Here is an 18,638-nt window from a genome sequence, read left to right as displayed (position 1 = left end):
GCGCTCATCGGCACGCGTTTAGTCGCCACTCGCTCAGTCGCTCAATCCGGAGGCTTCGCCGGCATCCTGTCCTGGCTCGTGCCGATGTGGGTGGCGGCGACCAATACCAGCAAGCCCAGGGCCGTCGCCAGGATCAGCGCCCACGGCCGCAGATACCAGGGCTGCGGGTTGAGCACGCTCAGACGGGCCGGTACCGGCGACCAACGTCCCCCCAGGGTGCGCGCCTGCACTTCGAAGCGGTGCTCTCCCCACGGGATCAGCGGATACAGAATGCTGCGGTTCTGTCCGGCATCCACCCAACCGTGATCGAATCCGAGCAGGCGAAAACGGAAATAAGTTTCGCGCGGCCGGCTCAGATTGATGGCGGTGTAATGAATTTCCAGACTGCGCGCGAACGGCTCCAGGGCCAGGGAATCTCCTGCGATCTGCTGACTGCGTCCGGCGACCGCCACCTGTTCGATGCGGGCCCTCAGCGGCACCGGCGCCACCACCGGAAAATCCTTGGGGTCGACGACCGCGAACCCTTCGACCAGCGAAAACCACAGCCGGCCCCGGCTGTCGCGGTGGCAGGCGGTCGAATGGCCGCCATTGATTTCGGCCGGGACCAGGCCGTCGCCCGCGGCGTAGCCGACCGATTCGATCTTGGCGCCGGCGTCGCCCGGCGTCGGCAACACGGTGATGCCGCGGTTGCCGCCCAGCCATAGGCGCCCTTGGCCGTCGGGCAGGATGCACGACACGGTATCGTCGAACAGGCCGTTGCGGCTGTCGTAACGCTGCACCTGGCCGTTGCGGATCCGGTTGAGACCGCCGCCGTAGGTGCCCACCCACAGCGTGGCGGTGGCACGGTCCTCGTACACGGCGCGTGCGAAGCGCGAGGACAAGCCCTCGCGCGGCGTCCATCGCTCGACCACCCGCTCGCCGAGCAGACGCCACACGCCGCGGTCGCCGACGAACCAGTCGCCGCCGCTCGCCGCAGGGACGATGGCATTGATGCTCATGTCGCGCAGCGCTTCGATGCGCCGCTGCGCGGAAATACGTCGCTCGCCATCGATCTCGACCGCGAGCACGGAGCGGCCCGAGCTGACGAACAAACGTCCCTCGCTGCGTCGCCAGACATTGACCGCCCCGCCCCCGGGCCATTGCCCCACGAGCGTCGGCCGGCCGTCGGCGATGCGCACCAGCAGCCCCTCCGCGGTACCGACCCAGAGCGCGCCATCGCCATCCAAGGCCAGGCTGGCGACGCATTCGTCGCCCGCGGCCCGCAGCACCGGCTGCCGCAGCAGGCTGCCGTCCTGTCGCCAATGACGCAGCCCGCCGCAAGCCGAACCGAACCACAGGCCGCCCTGTCCGTCGGCAACGACGGCGCGGCCGGCCATGTCGACGCCGCCGAGAGAAGCCGGGATCGAGCCGAACACCGGCTTGCGCACGCGCAACAGCCCCTTGCTGCCGGTGCCCAACCACAGATTGCCTTCGTCGTCCCGCGCCAGGCTGATCACGCCCATGCCGAACAGTTCCGGAAGATCCCGCCAGCCGCTGTCGTCTTCCCTCAGCATTCGCCCGGACGCCGTCGCCACCCACCATCGGCCATCGGCATCCTCTACCGCCGCGGTTGGGCTTGCCACACCCAAGGGCTGCCATTGCCCCGATCCGGGCCGGTAGCGATACAGCGCGCGGTTGGTGCCGACCAGCAAGTCGTCGCCGTTGGTTTTCAACACCTGCACCCAGCCGTCCCCGGCCGGCAATGCAAGACGGCGCAGTCGCCCATCGTCGAGGACGAACAAGCCCTCCCCACCGCCGACGTAGATGCGCCCCTGCCGGTCGCGCACCAAATGGGTGTGCCCGGTGCGTTGCGCATCGACCCAGGTCGGCTGCCGGCGCAGAGGATCCAGGGTGAACAGGCCGACATTGCTGAGAATCCACAACGTCCGGTCGGGCGTCTGCACGATCGCATTGATCTGGCAGGTGCCGCCGCAGATCGGCAAATGGCGAAACGTCCCCTGCCGGTACACGCTCAAACCGGCGTCCTGGGTTCCGATCCACAGTTGCTGGCGTTCGTCTTCATGCAGCGCCAGGATGCGATCGCTGGCGGGCCCGGCCTGCGGACCGTGTCGTGGACCGGAGGCATCGAGCGACGGCTCGGCGCGGAATATCCTGGAGCTCAGGCCGTCGAAACGCGCCAGACCGCCGAAGGTACCGATCCACAGATAACCATCGCGGGTCTGCAGCACTGCATTGACGCCGCCTTGCGGCAAGCCATCGTCCCCGGTGAAGGCATGCACGCCCACCCGATAGCGCGGCTGCACTTCCGCTGACGCCAAAGCCGAACCGCACAGGACCCACAGAGCGAGCGCCGACAAGCTCAGGCGCAAGCCGGCCTTGAGACTACTCACCCTGGGTCTTCCCTTCGCCGGCAGGGCGCCGAGGCGACCGGCTACCAGTTGAGCACATAGCCGATGCCGCGCACCGCGCGCAGCGGAAGCTCCTCTTCCGCCATCTGCTGGCATTTCTTGCGCAGGCGATGCACCAGCATTTCCAGCCGGTGCGGATCGAAGTCGTAGGCATTCTTGACCAGGCTCGCGATCAGGGTCTCGCGCTGCACCGGAATGCCGGCCGCCGCGGCCAGCATGGCCATCACTTGTCGCTCGGCCAGGTTCATCTCGATCTCGACGCCGCCGGGAGTCAGGATGCACCAGCCCCTGTCGTCCAGACGCCATTTCGTACGCGCATGCGTGGGGTTCGTCTCCGGCACGACCCATCGCGCCAGATTATGCAAAGTCGTTACCACCTCTTCCATATCGACCGGCTTGGACAGATAAGCGTCCGCACCCGCGCGCAGCCCGCGCATCCGGTCCGGGCCGGAATCGTATCCGGTCAACATGACGATGCCGACACGCGGGGACAGCTTGCGCAGATGCGCTGCGATGCTGACGCCATCCTCATCGGGCAGGCCGACATCGAGCAGCACCAGGTCGTAGGAGCGAAGCGTCATCGACCGGTACAGATCAAGCGCGCCCGCCATCCCGAAGACGGAGAACCCGGAATGGGCCAACACCGGCAAAAGAACGTCTTCTCGGAATGTCCGGTCGTCTTCCACCACCGCCAGCGTGGGCAGCCGCCGCGCGGCCTCCATCGAGCGAGCGTCCATCGTTTTCCCCCCAAGGAAATCCGGGCCAGCTTGCGAAAAACGCGGGGAGCCCGACCCGCTTTGCGCGCAGGAGTCAAAGTAGCATCGCGTTCTTCGAGCCGACGACGACGAACCTGCTTTCGTGATAATTGTCACACCGGTCGGCCGGCCGCGATAGCGCGGATGCCTTACCGAGAATCAATCGCGCGTTTGTGCAAACCCGAACGCACGCAGGCCGCCCGACCGACTCAGCGCCAGCCAGAGCTTCCGTAGCTCAGGGGCTTGGAAATCCAACACCCTCCCCTTGACGCTCTGCTCCGGCCGCACCGCTCCCGCGCGAAGAAGCCTGGCGACATCGTGAGCGGAACGCCCGACGATTTCGACTAGCTCAAAGGTCGAAGGCCGCCAAGGTCGAGCGGAGCCCGAGTGGGGCGAGCAACGAATCTGCATCCTCAAACCCGCTTGCAGAGCGACTCGACCTCGGCCTCCTTGTACGTCGGTTCCACCGGAACGATGCGGAGCGTCCGCCCGGTGAACTTCAGTATGCGCGACCGGTACACCGACTTCTTCTTGAGCATGTCGTCTTGTACTTTCTGCCCGCGCTCGTTGCTGATCCACGAATCGGACGACGACAGGAACTTCACCTCCTCTATCTTGGAGACGAGGATGTCGCCCTCGAGCAGCCAGGTGCCCGATGCCCGGTCCTGGATGACGACCGGCGACTTGCCATGCGGCGTGATCACCGAGGTGGTCAGGCTGGTGTAACGGCCATCGGCCCGATTGATCGTCTCCGTGCTGACGACCAAGTCGTAATTCGGGTCGGGTATCGCGATCGGCCCACAGCGCCAGGTGCCTGCCAAAGACTGGCTGCTGAGCCCGGCGGGGCGGTTGGTCGCGCAGCCAGCGAGCAGGCCGGCGGCGGCGAAGACAACGATCCATCGCATAAAACTCTCCAATGAAGTCCAACGTTTTCGGTCGATCCGCTGCGCAAAGCGGCTTCGCATTATCGTTTGTCGCATCGATTCCGTGCACCGCAGCAGTGCGACACCCGGCTCTCCATGCGTCAAGGTCTGACTATGACGGCTATGGGACGCAGCCAGAAGCGCCACGCCTCATCGAAGGCGGCTGCCTCGGTCTGCCTCCAGGTCGGGTCGGGGGGCATCTGCAGTAGCATCAGTCGCCATCATCCGCGCAGGAGCCTTGCCTTGTCGTTCTCCGACCCCCAGGCGGTTGCCCACTACGCGCTCGGCCCGGTCAGACAGGTGCCGGGCTTTCATGCGCTGCAACAGATGGCCAGGCTGCTGCTCGCCGAGAGCGTACCCCACGATGGCCGGGTACTCGTCCTCGGCGCCGGCGGCGGCCTGGAGTTGAAGGTGTTTGCCGAAGCGCAGCCTCAGTGGCGTTTCGTCGGCGTGGACCCGTCGTCCGAGATGCTGAAACTCGCAAGCGCCACCTTGGGGCCGCTCGCCTCGCGCGCCGACCTCGTCGAGGGTTACATCGACACCGCGCCCGAGGGGCCTTACGACGGCGCCGCCTGCCTGCTGACCTTGCATTTTCTTCCGGCCGAGCAACGCCTGCATACCTTGATCGAACTCCGGCGACGCCTGAAGCCCGGCGCGCCGTTGATCGTGGCGCACCACAGCTTTCCCCAAGACGAACAGCAAAAGGCGCGCTGGCTGAATCGCTACGCGGCCTTCGCAGTGGCGTCCGGGATTCCCGCCGCGGATGCGGGCAATGCCATCGCCGCGATCGGCAGCCGACTGCCGGCGCTTGCACCCGAACAGGACCTGGCCTTGCTGCAAGAAGCGGGCTTCGACGAGGTCGAGTTGTTCTACGCCGGCTTTACCTTCAAGGGCTGGGTTGCGTACAACCCGTCTTGATGGCGTCATCCAGCCGACATCGGACCCGTCAGCAGTCGCGCGCCCCATCGAGCGCGGCCTTCAGTTCAGCCGGCAGCGGCACCGGCCGTCGCGTCTCGGGCGATATGGAGACCTGCGTGATCGTGGCGCGGAAAGTATTGTCGCCTGCGGCGTTGAACGCGCTGACCAAGAGAGCGAATGAATGGTCGCCGATCTTGTCGACCGAGACCTCGATATCGATCGCATCGTCCCAGGCCATCGGATGCAGAAATTCGATCGACAGGGCGCGCGCGGGCGGCAGGATGCCCATGGCGAACAAGCGCCTGGCCGCGGGTCCGCCGAGCGCGTGGGACAGAAAATCGAGCCCCGCCTCGACGACGAAGTGGGCGATGCGCGGCGTGTACACGACCCCACCCGGGTCGCAGTCGCCGAACAGGATCACTCGACGGGTTCGGAAGGGCATCGGTAGTCCTCCATGGAGGGGTATGACAGCGCCAAATATTCATGCGCATCCGCACACCTTATCCCCCCCGACGACGCACGGCTCGCCTGAGGGCGCCATCGCCATCATCGACGACGTTGTGGCCGAGCCATGGCGTCGACTCGAAGTTACCCGGTGAAGCGTCATCGGACGAACGGCACGAACAGGTGCCCGGTCGTCAGCTGGACCGGCTCCATGCAGGCAGACTTCCTGGGCTCGCGCTATACCAGCAGCTCGTCCACCTTGCTGCGGAACTGACGTCCGGAGAACAGATGCTGCCCCGAGAGGAGCACGATCCGGAACCTGGCCGAACCGGCGGGGACGATCTGGCGAATGGCCGCTATGCGTACAACGGCCGAGCGGTGCAACCGGGCGAACTCGACATGACCGAGCCGCGAGTGAAAATCCGTCAAGGTTCCACGCACGGTGTAGACCGCCCCGTCCGCATGAACTTCGAGATAATTTCCTATCGAAACGACAAGATCGATCTTGTTGGCTTGCACCAGATGAACTCGGCTTCCTACCTTCAACGGAATGCGATCGGCGTCGCCGACGACTTCGTTGACAACGCCATCTTTCGGCCGAGTCCCACTCAGTCTTTCCAGCGTATCTCGCAAACGCTCGCCCGATACCGGCTTTATCAGGTAATCGACGGCACGCACGTCGAAGGCGCGGGCGCCGTGCTGCGGGTATGCCGTCACGAACACCACTTGCGGCCGGGGCCCAGGCCACCGGGCCAGAGCCTGGAATCCATCTCCACCCGGCATCTCGATGTCCAGAAAGAGAACATCGATGTCCAGATTTACCGCCACTGCCGATAGCTCCCCGATGTCGACACACTCGGCCACGACAGATACCAGATCCCGACCGACTCTATCCAACAGACGACGCAACCTGACCCGTGCCATAGGCTCGTCATCGACGATGGCCGCGCGCATCAAGGTCATGCCGCAGACCTGCCCGGAAGACTGGCAGCCCCATGCTTTTCCACCGGCATGGTTACTCGAACGAGGTATCTCCCGGATTCCGTCGCGCATTGCTGGATGGCCGCTCGCGCTCCATACAAGAGCTGCAGACGGCTGCGCGCACTTCCCAAGCCGATGCCCGAACCATGAGGCGCCGCCCCATCGGGGGAGACACAGTTAGACACTTCGACGACCAAGGTCTCGCCACGCAATTCACAGCTGATGCTCAGCATGCCCGGCGCTCGCCGTCGCGAAATACCGTGCACTACGGCATTCTCGACCAAGGGTTGCAGGATCAACGCCGGCACTGAAACGCCCAAGGCTTCCGCCTCGACGCTCCATTCGACCCTTAGCCGATCGTTCAAACGAACCTTCTCGATCATCAAGTAGCTATTGACCAGCTCGATCTCATCACCGAGGGTCCGAAATTGAACGCTATCGACGGACAGCCCCGCTTGAAGCAGGACCGAGAGCGAAACCAGCATTCGGTCAGCCAGTTCCGCATCCTGATGAACCATTTCGGCGACGGAGTTCAATGTATTGAAAAGGAAGTGGGGGTTCATTTGCGCGCGCAGCGCTTCCAGCTTTGCCGTGGTCAGGCCCGCTTGCAACCTCGCGATCTGCTGCCCCCTCTCCATGCTCCTCTGATAGAAGACGAGCGCGTGCGCCAATCCGATCACGACCCATGCGAGCATAAAGTTGTAACTCAAGCTGCTCGTCAAAACCTCGGTGAATCCTGGACGCGGGTGATGACCGAACCACTGGAAGACGGAGCTTGTCGCATAGATATAGCCCCCCCGGAGCAACACCGTCAGAACGGACGCACCGAGCAGGATCGCCAAGGATCGCAGTATCCGGCCGCGCTCAATCGGACTGCGCCGCACCAGCCAGTACAACCCCAAGGTTACCGGCACCCACATCATCCAACTGCCGAAGCTGAAGCGAAGCGCCTGCGGCCAGGACATCGGCATGCCTTCTGGACCGCCCATGCGAACGATCTGGGCGGCAAACGCAATTGCGTAGCCCGCCCACCAGATGATGACCATCCAGAAGACCGCGGGCATTCGCTTCAGAACCGCTCCCACAGTAACGACCCTATTGAATTGCCTGGCGGGATGTCTCCAAGGCAGCAAGCACTTCGTACAGTGCTCGCACCATCGACATCCTACCGGCAGGCACTATCGACCAGAACCCCCAGAACCGGCGATACGAACAGGGCCCGGTTCCACCGCAGCCGATAACCGCAACAGACAAGCCCCCCGAGTACCCCATTGCCGCGCGATCGCGTTGATCGCAGCCGGGAAGACGGCACAGGGAATCATGGACTCCCGCCTCCGACTACTCGCTCAAGCGTCCGCCTCGGGACGAACGCCTGAGCCTGGAGCAGATACCAACGAGCCCCACCGCCAGACTGACCCGATGCTTGCTGAATAGGCCGAGATACTTTGCGGCACCGCTTGGATACTCGCCCAGCATTCAAGGCCTGGCTCAGAACGAAGCGCGAACGCCGAGCGTGTACTGGCGATTGCCTGCGCCCGCCCCGGCTTCGGCCGTCAGGCCCCACAGCTCGTTGAACTTCAGCAAAGCGCCTACCGCGCCGCTGACTTCGCCGTCGTAGGTATCGCCGTCGGTGTACCTGAGCTTGCCCCAGGCCTCCAGGCGCTCGCTCAGGTTGCCGCGCAGTCCGACCGATGCGCGGGCATCGTCGCCATCCTGCTTCTCGGTGAACGACAGGGCGCGGTTCTCGTACTCGAAGCGGGTGTTGAGATAACCCAGCTCCGCGGTCCAATCGAGGCGCTCGTTGATCTCGTAGTGGTAGCCCAGGCCGAGCGCGACTTGCTGCACGTCCACGTCCAACCGGGTCAGCACCTGCGATCCGGAGCTCACGTCGACATCGCCATTGCCCCGGTGGAAGGCGCCGGTCAGAAACATCCCGCGCCCCAGCTCGACCGAGCCGCCGACATAGCCGCCGTCGGCATCGATATCGTCCAGGCGCAGCAAGGGATCGGAGTCGGCCGACTCGATCGTCTGCTTTCCATAGCCCGCATCCAGATAGGTGTAGCTGCGCGATGCGGCGATTGCCGTGACGGGAGACAGTGCCGCTGCCGCGAAGAGCATTGCAAAACAGTGATTTTTCATGGCGCCTACTACTTACTTCTTGACGGTGGAGGGGAGCGCGCTGCGTCGATGCACGATCGATACGCATGCAAACGGCGCATACGTTGCCCCGCGCAGGCGGCTTTGGCAACCAAGCCCGGCTTTTCGCCTACCCCCTACCCCATGAATCCACGGCGCCTTCGAAAAAGCACGCAGGCGATCACGATTCGGCATGACACCCGCTACGGCACCAGTCCCGCCCGGCGCCGCATTCGCTGCAGACTCGGCCGGACCTGCGACCTATTTGACTCTGCGGAACCGCCGGTAGAAACCGCCTTCCTGGGTTTTCCCTTCGATGATCAGATCATCCCCGCTCAGCTTGAATGGACGGGGCTGGTCGGTGCCGGTGTAGCTCGGCATCAGGCTGCCCTGCACCTCATGGATCACCCTGCTCTGCGCTTCGTCGACCCGGTAAGTGCCGAAGTAGGCCACATAGCCGTCGTAAGCGGCGCGGACTTCGCGGTCGCTGCCTTTCTGGTCGCCCTCGGCGAACGGCGGCGTCGCCGGCGTCCGCATGAGCTGCACATGCAGATGGCCGGTCGGGTCGTAGACGATGTATCCCGTGGGGCGCTCGCCATAAGGATGCTGGATCTTTCCGGCGGGATCGGTATCGACCACTTCCATGACTTGCCAGGTACCGACGAGCCGGGAACGCAAGGGCTCCGCGTCGCCCTTGACGGCCGGCGGCGCCGCTACGGCGCAGCCGATCGACAGGCCGGTCAAGGCCAGAAATAAAATACCGGCTTTCATAAGAATCTCCTCTGATGGACGTCGAAGGTTGCGGCAGATCGACCGCCCCGGTTCATCCGAAGATCCGCATGCCCAAGCCGCAGCGCCAGTTCCATCCGTCATGCATGGCGCGCTGGGTCGTGTAGCGACTCGGCCCGGCGGCAACAAGAGCGTTCGCGCCATATGGCTCGCACTGCTCGACGCCATGAGCCGGCCAGAAACGTGACGCCCCTCCGGTCTGGCGGCGCTCGGACCGGCGCATTCATTGTCCAAAGCCAGCAAGCCGCGATGCGGTTGGAACGAATTGTTATACGGCGACCGCATCCCTCTCACGACGGGATAACGCGCTCGCATTTATCCCTGTGCACTCCTGGTCCGACTAGGGAGCAATGCCATGAGCACGACGAAACAGAAAGGCGAGATCGAGCGGCTGGAGAAAGCGTTCTGGCAGTCGATACTGGAGGGATCGCCGCAAGTGGCCACCGGAATGCTGACCGAGCCGGCCCTCATGGTCAGCGGGCATGGTGCGCACAAGTTCGACCATGCCACCTACACCAAGATGGCGAGCGACGACCGAGTCAAGCTGCTCGACTACAAGATATCCGCGATGGACGTCCTGTTGCCTACGGACGATGTGGCCGTCGCCAGCTATCGCGTGCTCCAGAAGGTGGAGATGGAAGGCAAAACCACGGAGATGGATGTCTACGACACCTCGACCTGGGTCAAGGTAGGCGACCAGTGGCGTTGCGTGATGCACACGGAAAGCCCTGCGGACTCGACCAAGCACTGACCGCTTCGGCTTGCGGCCGCATCGTCGGCGAGCGATCTTCGCCAGGCCATGCGGCCGCCCGCGCCCATGCTGTAACGGCGGCACGACAGCGTCTTCGACCGCGCCGAAGTTCTGTCCTGATTGCGCGACCTGCCGCGCATGCAAGCGCACGTGCTCGACGGCCCGCATTTCCTACTCGAGACCCGCGCCGAAGCTGGTGCGGAGCTGATCGTCGATTTCGTGCGCGACTGCGGCCGATCCCGACCGTAGGCCGACCCGTGAGGTTCGACGATCGGCGCTACGCAGGTTCGCGCGCGCCGCCGCCCTGCGCATGCTTATCTGAGCGTGTAGCCCACCACGCGCCACACCCCATCGGCATCCAACGTAAAGGACACCAGCTCCTTGGCTTTTACCCCGCTGGCGGCGGCCAACTCGAATTCCACGCTGGCATACTGACCTGCGGGCAGCGTCGTGCCGGCGCCCCCCTTTTCCCGATGCACGACGATCCACGACCGGCCGACGACCGGCCCAAGCTTCTTTCGCAGTTCGCCGATCCGCTCGACGAAGTCCTTCTTCTTGACCCGGCTTTGCATCGCTTTCGAGGCGCCATCCCACATGTCGGCCATGCCGCCCCGGTCGATCGAGGCGGCGACCCGCATCGCGGCGTCGCTCATCTTGGACGGATCCACCGGTGCGTAAGGCGAGACGTAGGCGGCCGCCGCCGTGTTTGCGGTTCGTCCCTGCGCGTTCGCGCCGAACGCGAGCATCGCCAGAGCCAAGCCCAGTAGGGTTTGTTTCATACTGTTCATCCTGTTAGGAACCGCTCGCGGTGGCTTCTTGCCTGCAAGCGCACCTGTCACGGTCCGTGCCGGCAGTGGATTACGGCGGTCGAAGTTCGCCCGGACGCCCGATTTCCCGGCCTCGGCGATCTGTCTTCGACCGCATCGGCATCGACGCCAACGGCAAACCCAGGCTACTCAGAAATGCATGCCGGATCCTGATTCTTGCTTATGAAATTAAGAACTGAAGTAAAGAAATCACAGTCGTCGCAGCCCGTCCGTTTGGTCCCCCGCTGCGATCGCCGTTTGATTCGGCACCACCGCGAACCAGCGTCCGTATCCCTGCGTCATTGCAAGATGCGCTGGCGCTCCTGTGTCGGCGGGATCGAAGGGCGCCTTCAACGGATACGGCCGGAGGCATGAGATTCGCCGGCTCGATAAACAGGCCGCCGAAACTTGGCGACTGCGGGTGTCAATCGGCCGAAAGCGCGCTGACCATCACGTAGTACCCATCGGGGTCGCGCAACGCGAACTCTTGCGTTCCGGTGCTGGGATTGAGACCGGGCTCTTCCTCCAGCGCTGCGACCAGCGCACGGGCCCTGACCAGGGTCTCGTCGAAATCATCCACGCGGAAGAACAGCAACAATCCATTGCCGGGCTGCGCCTGCGCGGGACTGGACAGAGTCGGATGGTCGTGGGCACCCCATCGGTGCAGGCAGATCAGGACCGTTCCGTCCGCATCGCGGATTTGCCCGAAGAAGTCGTGAGCGGGAGCGCTCTTGGCTTGACCGAACAGGGATTGATACCAGCCGAAGCTGCGAGCAACGTCGGCGACGCCGATGATGGTCCAGGTGCGCTTCATAGAATGCTCCTACGATTCGAGAATTGATTAAGCCGAACCCCGAAGCGGCCCGGCCCGAGCGAATCATCAGACCTGCTCTCTCTTAAGCCCAATGGCCAAGACCTCGCCCGCGGCTACTGCAACATGGCCGCGGCCTACAGCCCCTGCGCCAGATCGAAAAGATCCCTCAGCCAGCGCAGCAGCGATTTTGGCCGGGACTCTTTGGAACGAAGGCGGATTATGAAGAGCCGGGTTACATACACGACCAGAAACAGGAACGTGGCCAGGATGATCGCAGCAACGATCAAGGAAAGTGCATTGACCATGGCTTTACTCGTAAGCGCTGTAGAAGTGGTGGCGGGATCCAGGGCTTGAGTTAGGTCGGGCCGCGAAGCTGCCTCGGCTCGAATGGATTGTCAGGTGGCCGATCCGGGAGGGGCCACTGGAAGCGTCACCTTTGCACCGCACCTCGAACAAGCAGCGCCTTTCGTGAAAACCGCCGGCACACTGTTCCATTGGGGCAGATCTTCTCGACAGACCACGCACATGAAATGATCTACTTGGTGCCTGTCACCGGCGGGCACATACCTGACGCCCAGCTCATCGAACTCTACCACCCACCAGCCTCTGGCCAGGTCGTACTGCGCCGTTCTGTGACCTTCGAGGTCTTCCTCATCGTCGGACTCATCGAATACGACAAGCGGCAGTCCTTCGCGCAGCACGATGCCGGCATTGGCCAGATCCCGGAGAGAACCGAAGGTGTAGAGCACCACAGCGGTTCGTTTCGAATTCCTGACGCCGCGTACGAGTCCATTGAAGTCGGCGTAGATCCTGGGTAAGGACATTGCGTTCGGCTATCTGAGGCCTGGGGCAAGCTTACCGCAGTTCCGCATACCGGAGATCAGCGTATCGAGTCCACGGTCTGCCCGAGGTAGCAATTACCCCGCAAGATGAGCAAGCCGCCTGTCACTCCAGTCTCGAACTCGTGAACGGTATCTCCGGGATGCATCCCGGCCTTGAGCGCCTCCCACTCCGGGTTTACGTGAGCGCGGACGATCTCCTTCGACGCCAAAGCCGGCCCAAGCCTCCTGAGGTTGGACGGTAGCGCCAGGCACGACGGTTCAGCCACGACTTGAAGTGGTCTCGCGTCTTGCATGAGCAGAGCAATGCCCAGCACTGCCGATCCGGCGATCGCCGCAGACCACAGCAAAATATGGGTTGGCCTAAGCGCGATTGCCATGAAGTCGTCCGCCTCTGGCGTTACGCCCGAGTAAGGCTGGCTTGTGGAACCGATTCGGCTTGAATGGACTGCTCGGACGCATCCGAAGGCTGCACATGGCCGACGCCGATTTGGAACAACAAATACTGTCCGGGCTGCGCCAGCTCCGGCGTATGGGCGCGCCACCAGTCGGCGGCTTCGCGACTGGATTGAGCCAGCAGTTCGAACGCGGGAAGAGATTCGACCAGGTATCCGGTCTCGGTGCGAGCCCGGCCGAAGAAGCGAGCCAGGTATTGACCGATCCGAGTCTTGGGAGCGCTAAGCACGCCGAAGGTGGGCAGCGTCACCGGCGCTTCGCAACCGTCGGGCAGCGGCAAAGCGAGCCCCACCCAATGCTGCCGCACCCAATCGGGCGCTTCTCCCGGGGGCACGGAGATGATCTTGAGCTTGGCCATGCGGATTTCGACGCCCCCAACGCCCGGATTGAAGCCAACAGCGAAACGGCTACGGCTTGAATGAATCGCTAAGTCCCTGCACGAACGCGCCCGGCCCATCGCAGCGCAATGTATCCGGCAAACAGGGCGCAGGCCAGCGCAAGCCCCGCGTCGGCAGCGAAATGAACGACATGAAAGCCGTAGCTGTCGCAGGCCGATACGCCGCAGTCCCCTCCGACCTTGCGGAACAGGAAGGGAAAGCCGGCCACTTCCTGGCCATCGCGTTGATAGGCGCGACGGGTCAGGAAATAAGGAACCGCATTGGCCAGGAACGCGATGAAGATCGTCGCAAGGAAGGCAGTGGAGAATGCGGTCTTGGCACGCATGGTCGGGGCCTGCAGCGGGACTTACTGCGACACCCAAGGCCAGACGCAGAACGCCAGCACCGCCCATGCCGCCGCCTGGATCCACAGGCCGATGCGACCTTCGCGCACCCGCTCCGCGTTGCGCTTGCTCGTCGCCAACCACGTCGAGACCAGGGTCGAATGCAGCAGCAAGCCGCCCACCACCCACACCGCGAGGTACAGCAGTATGCCCAGTGGATCGGGACCCTGGCCGTCGTGAGCCCCGGGCGAGCGATAGCCCAGGTGGGCGTAAACCCAAGCCCCCAGGCACAGCAGACTGATGACGAGACTGATCCGGTGATAAAGCTTCATCGCATTCCTCCTTGAAGGGCGACAGGGTAATCGAAAGGACGGCGTTACGAGGCGCTCACGCGGCTGCCTCGGGTGCCTGGCGCTGCGGCTCCATGCTTTTTTAACGAGCGTTTCAGAGCGCCGGAATATCCCGGGATCGATCATTGGCGTCCGACCAGCGGATGCTTCCCCCACAAGAGTACGATCCTCGAACGGCTGCCCCGGGCCGATCCCTGCCCGGCCTCTTGAGGTGCGCCACGATCGCGTGCGCCCCGGGCCGATAAGACGACGACGCAGTTCGAGTTCCCGCGCAACCCGATGCACACCGTTGAACGATGCATGCCACTGAACTTAGGAGAATCGGAATGGCCAACAAAAACACGATCTGCCTGTGGTACGACGGCACCGCACTGGACGCCGCGAAGTTCTATGCCGAGACGTTTCCCGACAGTGCGGTGGGAGCCGTCCATCGCGCGCCCGGCGACTTTCCGTCCGGCAAGCAAGGCGATGTGCTGACCGTCGAGTTCACGGTGATGGGCATCCCCTGCCTCGGCTTGAACGGCGGACCGGCCTTCAAGCACAACGAGGCCTTCTCGTTTCAGGTCGCAACCGACGACCAAGCCGAGACCGACCGCCTGTGGAATGCGATCGTCGATAACGGCGGCCAGACCAGCGCCTGCGGTTGGTGCAAGGACAAGTGGGGGCTGAACTGGCAGATCACGCCGCGCGCCCTGACCGCGGCGATCACCGATCCCGACCCGGCGGCCGCCAAGCGGGCGTTCGACGCCATGATGGAGATGACCAAGATCGACATCGCGACGATCGAGGCGGCTCGGCGCGGCTGAGGCCCCACGAGACGGGCCGATCTCCGCGGCGGTGGCTCCGGGGCTCGGCGGCACGAGGGCGCAGGGGCGAAACCGCCCGTGCAGGCGCTGCTTACGAGCGACGCCCTGCCCCGACGGGCCGCGCCGCCGCGGAGAATTCGCGCGCGGCCGCCGGACTGCAGCCTGCCTGGCTCAGTTCTCCGGCGAGTGCCTGAGTCGCCAATGCCGTCGGGACCACATAGATATTGGCTTGTCCGTTCAACACCTGAGCGGCATCGTCGGCGTGCGCCGAGGTGCGCATGCTGGCGAAACGCAGTTCCTTGCCGTCGGTGGTGAGGGACGGGGTGAAGTCCATGCCGGCTGCGTTGATCGGTGACGGCAAGCGCACCGCCGCCGACCAGCCGTCGTTCGTTCGACAGGCGGCGAACAGATCCGCATCGGCGGAGCCGCCGCGCTGGCTCCAGAACACGGCCAGGCCACCATCCGACGAAAGGGTGAAGTCGCCTTGAATCGCGCCGTCGTTGAACGGGGCACCCAATGGCTGCGGCGCATCGAAGCCACTACCGTTCACGCGCGCTCGGTAGATCGCCAGTTTCGCCGGCCCGCCCTTGCGCGAGCTGTTGAAGTACAGCCAACCATCGTGCAACTCCGGACCGAGTTCCTCGCCATCGCTGGCCAGCGTAGCGAGGCGTTCGGGCACGCCGAAACTTCCGTCCTCCAGGCCTACGCGCCAGATGTCCAGGCTGGCATTCGGCGCCTCGCCGCTGAGCGGACGGTTGGAAACGAAATAGAGCGTTCGGCCGTCGGGCGTCAACCAGGGATCGGAGTCGCGGTAGCGCGGGTCGGTGAACGGCGCCTCGGCAGCCTCTCCCCAGCCGCTGCCGTCCCGTCGCGCAAACCAGATCCGACTGTCCTTGAAGTTCGCCGCCGAACGCGCGAACACCATCGCGCGCTGCACGGAATCGGTGCTGAGGTTGTAATCGTTGCGCATGCCCGACAACCAATCCGCACCGAGCAGGCGCGGGGCATCGGCCTGCGGCGAAACCAGCTGACGCTCGCCGCCCAGCGCGGCACCCGGCTTCTGCACGGCCACCGAGGGTTGGGCTGAAGCTGCCGCAGGTTCGGCAGGATTCATCGGCGTGCAGGCCGGCGCCAGCACGCAGAGCGCCATCAGGACCGTATTTCTCATTACATATCCCCTATGGATTTCGCGACAACGGCCTTATCGACGGCGCGCGACTCACTTCGGCTTGCTGTACCACAAGGCATTGACGATGATCCACCGACCGTCGAATTTCCCCATATGGAAATAATCGACGAACCACTGGGTTTCCAGGCGCACCGACGCGGCGTTGCCGACCACGTCGAGCACACGGCAGCTGCGGTCCCACTGTTCCTTCGGCGTCTTCAACACCCCTTTCTTGGTCAACGCCACCAGCTCTTCCTTGGACATGCGCCGCAAGCCGAGCCGCTCGTAAGGCGTGTCCCCGATCACCGCGCGCTTGGCCAGGTCCGGGTGCAATGCGCGCGCGACGCGATCCGGATCGGCCTCGAGCTGGCCGTCCACATAATCGAAGCAGGTCGCTTCGATAGCCGCGACCGTCGCCGGATCAACGTTCGCCGGGGCGGGCGCCGCTGCGCCTGCCGCCGCCATGATCAAGGAAAATGTCAGCATGGTTGTCTCTGTCGCCGAGTCGGATCGATTCGGCCATTAGGCAGGACCCGAAAGCGGAAGTCTGCCTGCCGTGCGGCAGAGCGTTGCTAAGATGCGACGAGGCGTTGGACCCAAGGGGCCTCCTTCACACTGGGCATCGAGTAATTCATAGTGGCCGCCTGCCACGAAGAATCCCCATATGAGTTCCATCGTCTTGCCCGATTCGATGTCGGCAGCCTCGAAGCGTTTGTTCTGGCCTTTGCAGAGCATCGGCTGGTTCGGCTATTTCATACTCCACTTCACCACCGCGATGGGCGACGGCAAGCCGCTGCACTATGTGTCCGCCTCGCTTTCCGTAGCCGTCTGCGGCTTCGCCGTCACCAGCCTGCTGCGCCTGGGCTATAGGCGCCTGTGGGGCTTGTCGGTGCCGCAGATGACCGCCGCCGCGATCGTGCTGCTCGTGCTGGCCACACTGGTGCAGATGAAGCTTTACGTGACCATCGCGTTCCGCTATTGCGACAACTGCGAGATCCGCAGCATCTTCGGTTATCTGTGGTACTTCACCTCGACGCTCTACATCCTTCTGTCGTGGAGCGGGCTGTACTTCGGAATCAAGTTCGCGCTGCAGCTGCAACAACAGAAGGAAACCGCATTGCGTGCGCAGAACGCTGCGCACGCGGCGCAGATCAAGATGCTGCGCTACCAGCTCAATCCGCATTTTCTGTTCAACACGCTCAATGCCATCTCCACCTTGATCCTCGACGACCAGCGGGATACGGCCTATCGCATGGTCGCAAGCCTGTCGGCGTTTCTGCGTCGCTCCCTCGATTCCGACCCCGAGCAGCCGGTCGCGCTGGCGCAAGAGGTCGATGCGCTCGATCTTTACCTGGGCATCGAACAAGTGCGTTTCGGCGATCGCCTGCAGATGGCCGTCGATATCGAACCGGCCGTACGCAATGCGCTGGTGCCGAGCCTGATCCTGCAACCGCTGATCGAGAACGCGATCAAGTACGCGGTATCGAAACGCGAGGAAGGCGGACGTATCGAACTGGTCGCTCGGCTCGACGGCGACATGCTCGACCTGCATCTTCGCGACGACGGCCCCGGCTTCGTCGAGGCCGATCCCATGGCCGGCGGGCATGCCCCGGTCGGGCTGGCCAACACCCGCGAACGCCTGCGCGTGCTGTACGGCGAGCGCCAACGACTGGACATCCGCAACCGCGAACCTCGCGGCGTGGACGTGCATATCCGGCTGCCGTTCGCGACCGCGCAGTAGCCATGAGATGAAGAAGCCCTGACATGAAGAAGATCCGCACCCTGATCGTCGACGATGAAGCCTTGGCGCGGCGGGGGCTGGAGCTGCGGCTGGGCCGCCACGAGGACATCGAGATCGTCGGTGAAGCCGGCAATGGCCGCGAAGCATTCCACGCCATTTCCGCCTTGCGTCCGCAGTTGATGTTCCTGGACGTGCAAATGCCCGGGATCGACGGCTTCGAGCTGTTGCGCATGCTGCCGGCGGCGCAAATCCCGCTGACGGTTTTCGTCACCGCTTACGACCACTACGCCATCGCCGCGTTCGCCGCGAGCGCGCTCGACTACCTGCTCAAGCCGGTCGACGACGCGCGCCTGGACGAATCGGTCGAGCGCGCGCGTTCGCGCCTGGCCGCGCGCAAGACCGAGGATCACTACGAGCGCCTGCTCAAGTTCATCGCAACCCTGCCCGGAACGCATCGATCGAAGGTCGACGGCCTGCTGGGCGACGAGGATCCGCGCGCCGGCTCCAAGCTGACGATCAAGGACGGCCATCGCCTGCTGCGCATCGATGCCGACTCGATCCGCTGGATCGATGCCGCCGGCGACTACATGTGCATCCACGCCAACGACGAAACCCACGTCCTGCGCGGCACGATGCAACAACTGGAGCGCCGCCTCGATCCGCATAAGTTCGCGCGTATCCACCGTTCGGCCATCGTCAACCTGGGGCGCGTCAAGGAAATGCGCCCCCACCTCAATGGCGAGTACTTTCTTCTACTCGACTCCGGACACGAGCTGAAGCTGTCGCGCAGCTATCGCGACAAACTCAAGCTGCTGACCTGAGCTGGCCCCGC

Annotated in this window: 22 protein-coding genes; 6 read left to right on the top strand and 16 right to left on the bottom strand. The window is 64.0% G+C overall.

Features of this window, described 5'->3' with window-relative positions:
* Positions 1–41: 41 nt before the first annotated feature.
* From ACTJJK_RS03245 to ACTJJK_RS03235, 3 genes are all read right to left on the bottom strand, one after another.
* On the bottom strand, positions 42–2,390 hold the full coding sequence (locus ACTJJK_RS03245) for a ligand-binding sensor domain-containing protein (protein ID WP_440729452.1): 2,349 nt from the start codon (positions 2,388–2,390) through the stop codon (positions 42–44).
* Positions 2,391–2,431: 41 nt separating this feature from the next.
* Complete coding sequence (locus ACTJJK_RS03240) at positions 2,432–3,145, bottom strand: response regulator transcription factor (RefSeq protein ID WP_036148500.1); 714 nt, start codon at positions 3,143–3,145, stop codon at positions 2,432–2,434.
* A 431-nt stretch (positions 3,146–3,576) separates the two neighbouring features.
* Complete coding sequence (locus tag ACTJJK_RS03235; protein ID WP_440729451.1) at positions 3,577–4,068, bottom strand: hypothetical protein; 492 nt, start codon at positions 4,066–4,068, stop codon at positions 3,577–3,579.
* A gap of 261 nt (positions 4,069–4,329) precedes the next feature.
* Here ACTJJK_RS03235 and ACTJJK_RS03230 point away from each other — a divergent pair, with 261 nt between their 5' ends.
* A complete protein-coding gene (locus tag ACTJJK_RS03230; RefSeq protein ID WP_440729450.1) occupies positions 4,330–5,004 on the top strand; it encodes a class I SAM-dependent methyltransferase in 675 nt (224 codons plus the stop codon).
* Between the two features lie 28 nt (positions 5,005–5,032).
* Here ACTJJK_RS03230 and ACTJJK_RS03225 read toward each other — a convergent pair whose 3' ends face one another.
* The 5 genes from ACTJJK_RS03225 to ACTJJK_RS03205 form a co-directional block, all read right to left on the bottom strand.
* The gene (locus tag ACTJJK_RS03225) at positions 5,033–5,425 is read right to left on the bottom strand and encodes an acyl-CoA thioesterase (RefSeq protein ID WP_440729449.1); all 393 of its coding nucleotides are present in this window, start codon (positions 5,423–5,425) and stop codon (positions 5,033–5,035) included.
* Between the two features lie 260 nt (positions 5,426–5,685).
* Entirely contained in the window at positions 5,686–6,411 is a 726-nt protein-coding gene (locus tag ACTJJK_RS03220) for a LytR/AlgR family response regulator transcription factor (protein ID WP_031371850.1), read from the bottom strand.
* Entirely contained in the window at positions 6,408–7,493 is a 1,086-nt protein-coding gene (locus tag ACTJJK_RS03215; protein ID WP_440729448.1) for a sensor histidine kinase, read from the bottom strand. Before ACTJJK_RS03215 ends, ACTJJK_RS03220 begins: the two co-directional genes overlap by 4 nt.
* A 424-nt stretch (positions 7,494–7,917) precedes the next feature.
* Positions 7,918–8,568: an outer membrane beta-barrel protein gene (locus tag ACTJJK_RS03210; protein ID WP_440729447.1), complete on the bottom strand. Its 651-nt coding sequence runs from the start codon at positions 8,566–8,568 to the stop codon at positions 7,918–7,920.
* A gap of 258 nt (positions 8,569–8,826) precedes the next feature.
* A complete protein-coding gene (locus tag ACTJJK_RS03205) occupies positions 8,827–9,336 on the bottom strand; it encodes a lipocalin-like domain-containing protein (RefSeq protein ID WP_051884873.1) in 510 nt (169 codons plus the stop codon).
* 373 nt (positions 9,337–9,709) lie between these two features.
* Here ACTJJK_RS03205 and ACTJJK_RS03200 point away from each other — a divergent pair, with 373 nt between their 5' ends.
* Positions 9,710–10,105 carry a nuclear transport factor 2 family protein gene (locus ACTJJK_RS03200; RefSeq protein WP_223620852.1) on the top strand — a complete coding sequence of 132 codons (396 nt, stop codon included), beginning with the start codon at positions 9,710–9,712 and terminating at the stop codon, positions 10,103–10,105.
* 314 nt (positions 10,106–10,419) lie between these two features.
* Here ACTJJK_RS03200 and ACTJJK_RS03195 read toward each other — a convergent pair whose 3' ends face one another.
* From ACTJJK_RS03195 to ACTJJK_RS03185, 3 genes are all read right to left on the bottom strand, one after another.
* Entirely contained in the window at positions 10,420–10,884 is a 465-nt protein-coding gene (locus ACTJJK_RS03195; RefSeq protein ID WP_440729446.1) for a DUF4019 domain-containing protein, read from the bottom strand.
* Between the two features lie 451 nt (positions 10,885–11,335).
* Positions 11,336–11,725 (bottom strand): VOC family protein, encoded by a 390-nt coding sequence (locus tag ACTJJK_RS03190; protein WP_440729445.1) that lies wholly within the window; start codon positions 11,723–11,725, stop codon positions 11,336–11,338.
* A 134-nt stretch (positions 11,726–11,859) separates the two neighbouring features.
* A complete protein-coding gene (locus tag ACTJJK_RS03185) occupies positions 11,860–12,030 on the bottom strand; it encodes a hypothetical protein (protein WP_223620854.1) in 171 nt (56 codons plus the stop codon).
* 225 nt (positions 12,031–12,255) lie between these two features.
* Here ACTJJK_RS03185 and ACTJJK_RS03180 point away from each other — a divergent pair, with 225 nt between their 5' ends.
* Positions 12,256–12,543, top strand: a complete 288-nt coding sequence (locus ACTJJK_RS03180) for a hypothetical protein (protein ID WP_223620855.1) — start codon at positions 12,256–12,258, stop codon at positions 12,541–12,543.
* 421 nt (positions 12,544–12,964) lie between these two features.
* Here ACTJJK_RS03180 and ACTJJK_RS03175 read toward each other — a convergent pair whose 3' ends face one another.
* The 3 genes from ACTJJK_RS03175 to ACTJJK_RS03165 form a co-directional block, all read right to left on the bottom strand.
* Positions 12,965–13,378 (bottom strand): hypothetical protein, encoded by a 414-nt coding sequence (locus ACTJJK_RS03175; protein WP_440729444.1) that lies wholly within the window; start codon positions 13,376–13,378, stop codon positions 12,965–12,967.
* A 68-nt stretch (positions 13,379–13,446) separates the two neighbouring features.
* Positions 13,447–13,743 carry a hypothetical protein gene (locus ACTJJK_RS03170; RefSeq protein WP_440729443.1) on the bottom strand — a complete coding sequence of 99 codons (297 nt, stop codon included), beginning with the start codon at positions 13,741–13,743 and terminating at the stop codon, positions 13,447–13,449.
* Between the two features lie 21 nt (positions 13,744–13,764).
* Positions 13,765–14,073 (bottom strand): hypothetical protein, encoded by a 309-nt coding sequence (locus tag ACTJJK_RS03165; protein ID WP_031371841.1) that lies wholly within the window; start codon positions 14,071–14,073, stop codon positions 13,765–13,767.
* A 344-nt stretch (positions 14,074–14,417) separates the two neighbouring features.
* On the opposite strand from ACTJJK_RS03165, the gene ACTJJK_RS03160 reads away from it, so the two are divergent.
* Positions 14,418–14,897, top strand: coding sequence for a VOC family protein (locus ACTJJK_RS03160; protein ID WP_031371840.1), 480 nt, complete (start codon positions 14,418–14,420; stop codon positions 14,895–14,897).
* 91 nt (positions 14,898–14,988) lie between these two features.
* Here the strand turns inward: ACTJJK_RS03160 and ACTJJK_RS03155 are convergent, their stop codons facing one another.
* Together ACTJJK_RS03155 and ACTJJK_RS03150 are read right to left on the bottom strand one after the other, a co-directional pair.
* Complete coding sequence (locus tag ACTJJK_RS03155; RefSeq protein ID WP_440729442.1) at positions 14,989–16,065, bottom strand: hypothetical protein; 1,077 nt, start codon at positions 16,063–16,065, stop codon at positions 14,989–14,991.
* Between the two features lie 51 nt (positions 16,066–16,116).
* Positions 16,117–16,530 carry a nuclear transport factor 2 family protein gene (locus ACTJJK_RS03150; RefSeq protein ID WP_430536906.1) on the bottom strand — a complete coding sequence of 138 codons (414 nt, stop codon included), beginning with the start codon at positions 16,528–16,530 and terminating at the stop codon, positions 16,117–16,119.
* A gap of 199 nt (positions 16,531–16,729) precedes the next feature.
* On the opposite strand from ACTJJK_RS03150, the gene ACTJJK_RS03145 reads away from it, so the two are divergent.
* Together ACTJJK_RS03145 and ACTJJK_RS03140 are read left to right on the top strand one after the other, a co-directional pair.
* On the top strand, positions 16,730–17,806 hold the full coding sequence (locus tag ACTJJK_RS03145; protein ID WP_440729441.1) for a sensor histidine kinase: 1,077 nt from the start codon (positions 16,730–16,732) through the stop codon (positions 17,804–17,806).
* Positions 17,807–17,829: 23 nt separating this feature from the next.
* Positions 17,830–18,627, top strand: a complete 798-nt coding sequence (locus ACTJJK_RS03140; protein ID WP_031371836.1) for a LytR/AlgR family response regulator transcription factor — start codon at positions 17,830–17,832, stop codon at positions 18,625–18,627.
* Positions 18,628–18,638: the final 11 nt, after the last annotated feature.

It is taken from the genome of Lysobacter sp. 22409 (genome assembly GCF_052045105.1).
Lineage (GTDB): Bacteria > Pseudomonadota > Gammaproteobacteria > Xanthomonadales > Xanthomonadaceae > Lysobacter > Lysobacter antibioticus_B.
Note: the sequence above shows the minus strand (reverse complement) of the source record. Positions and strands in the feature narration are given on the sequence as shown.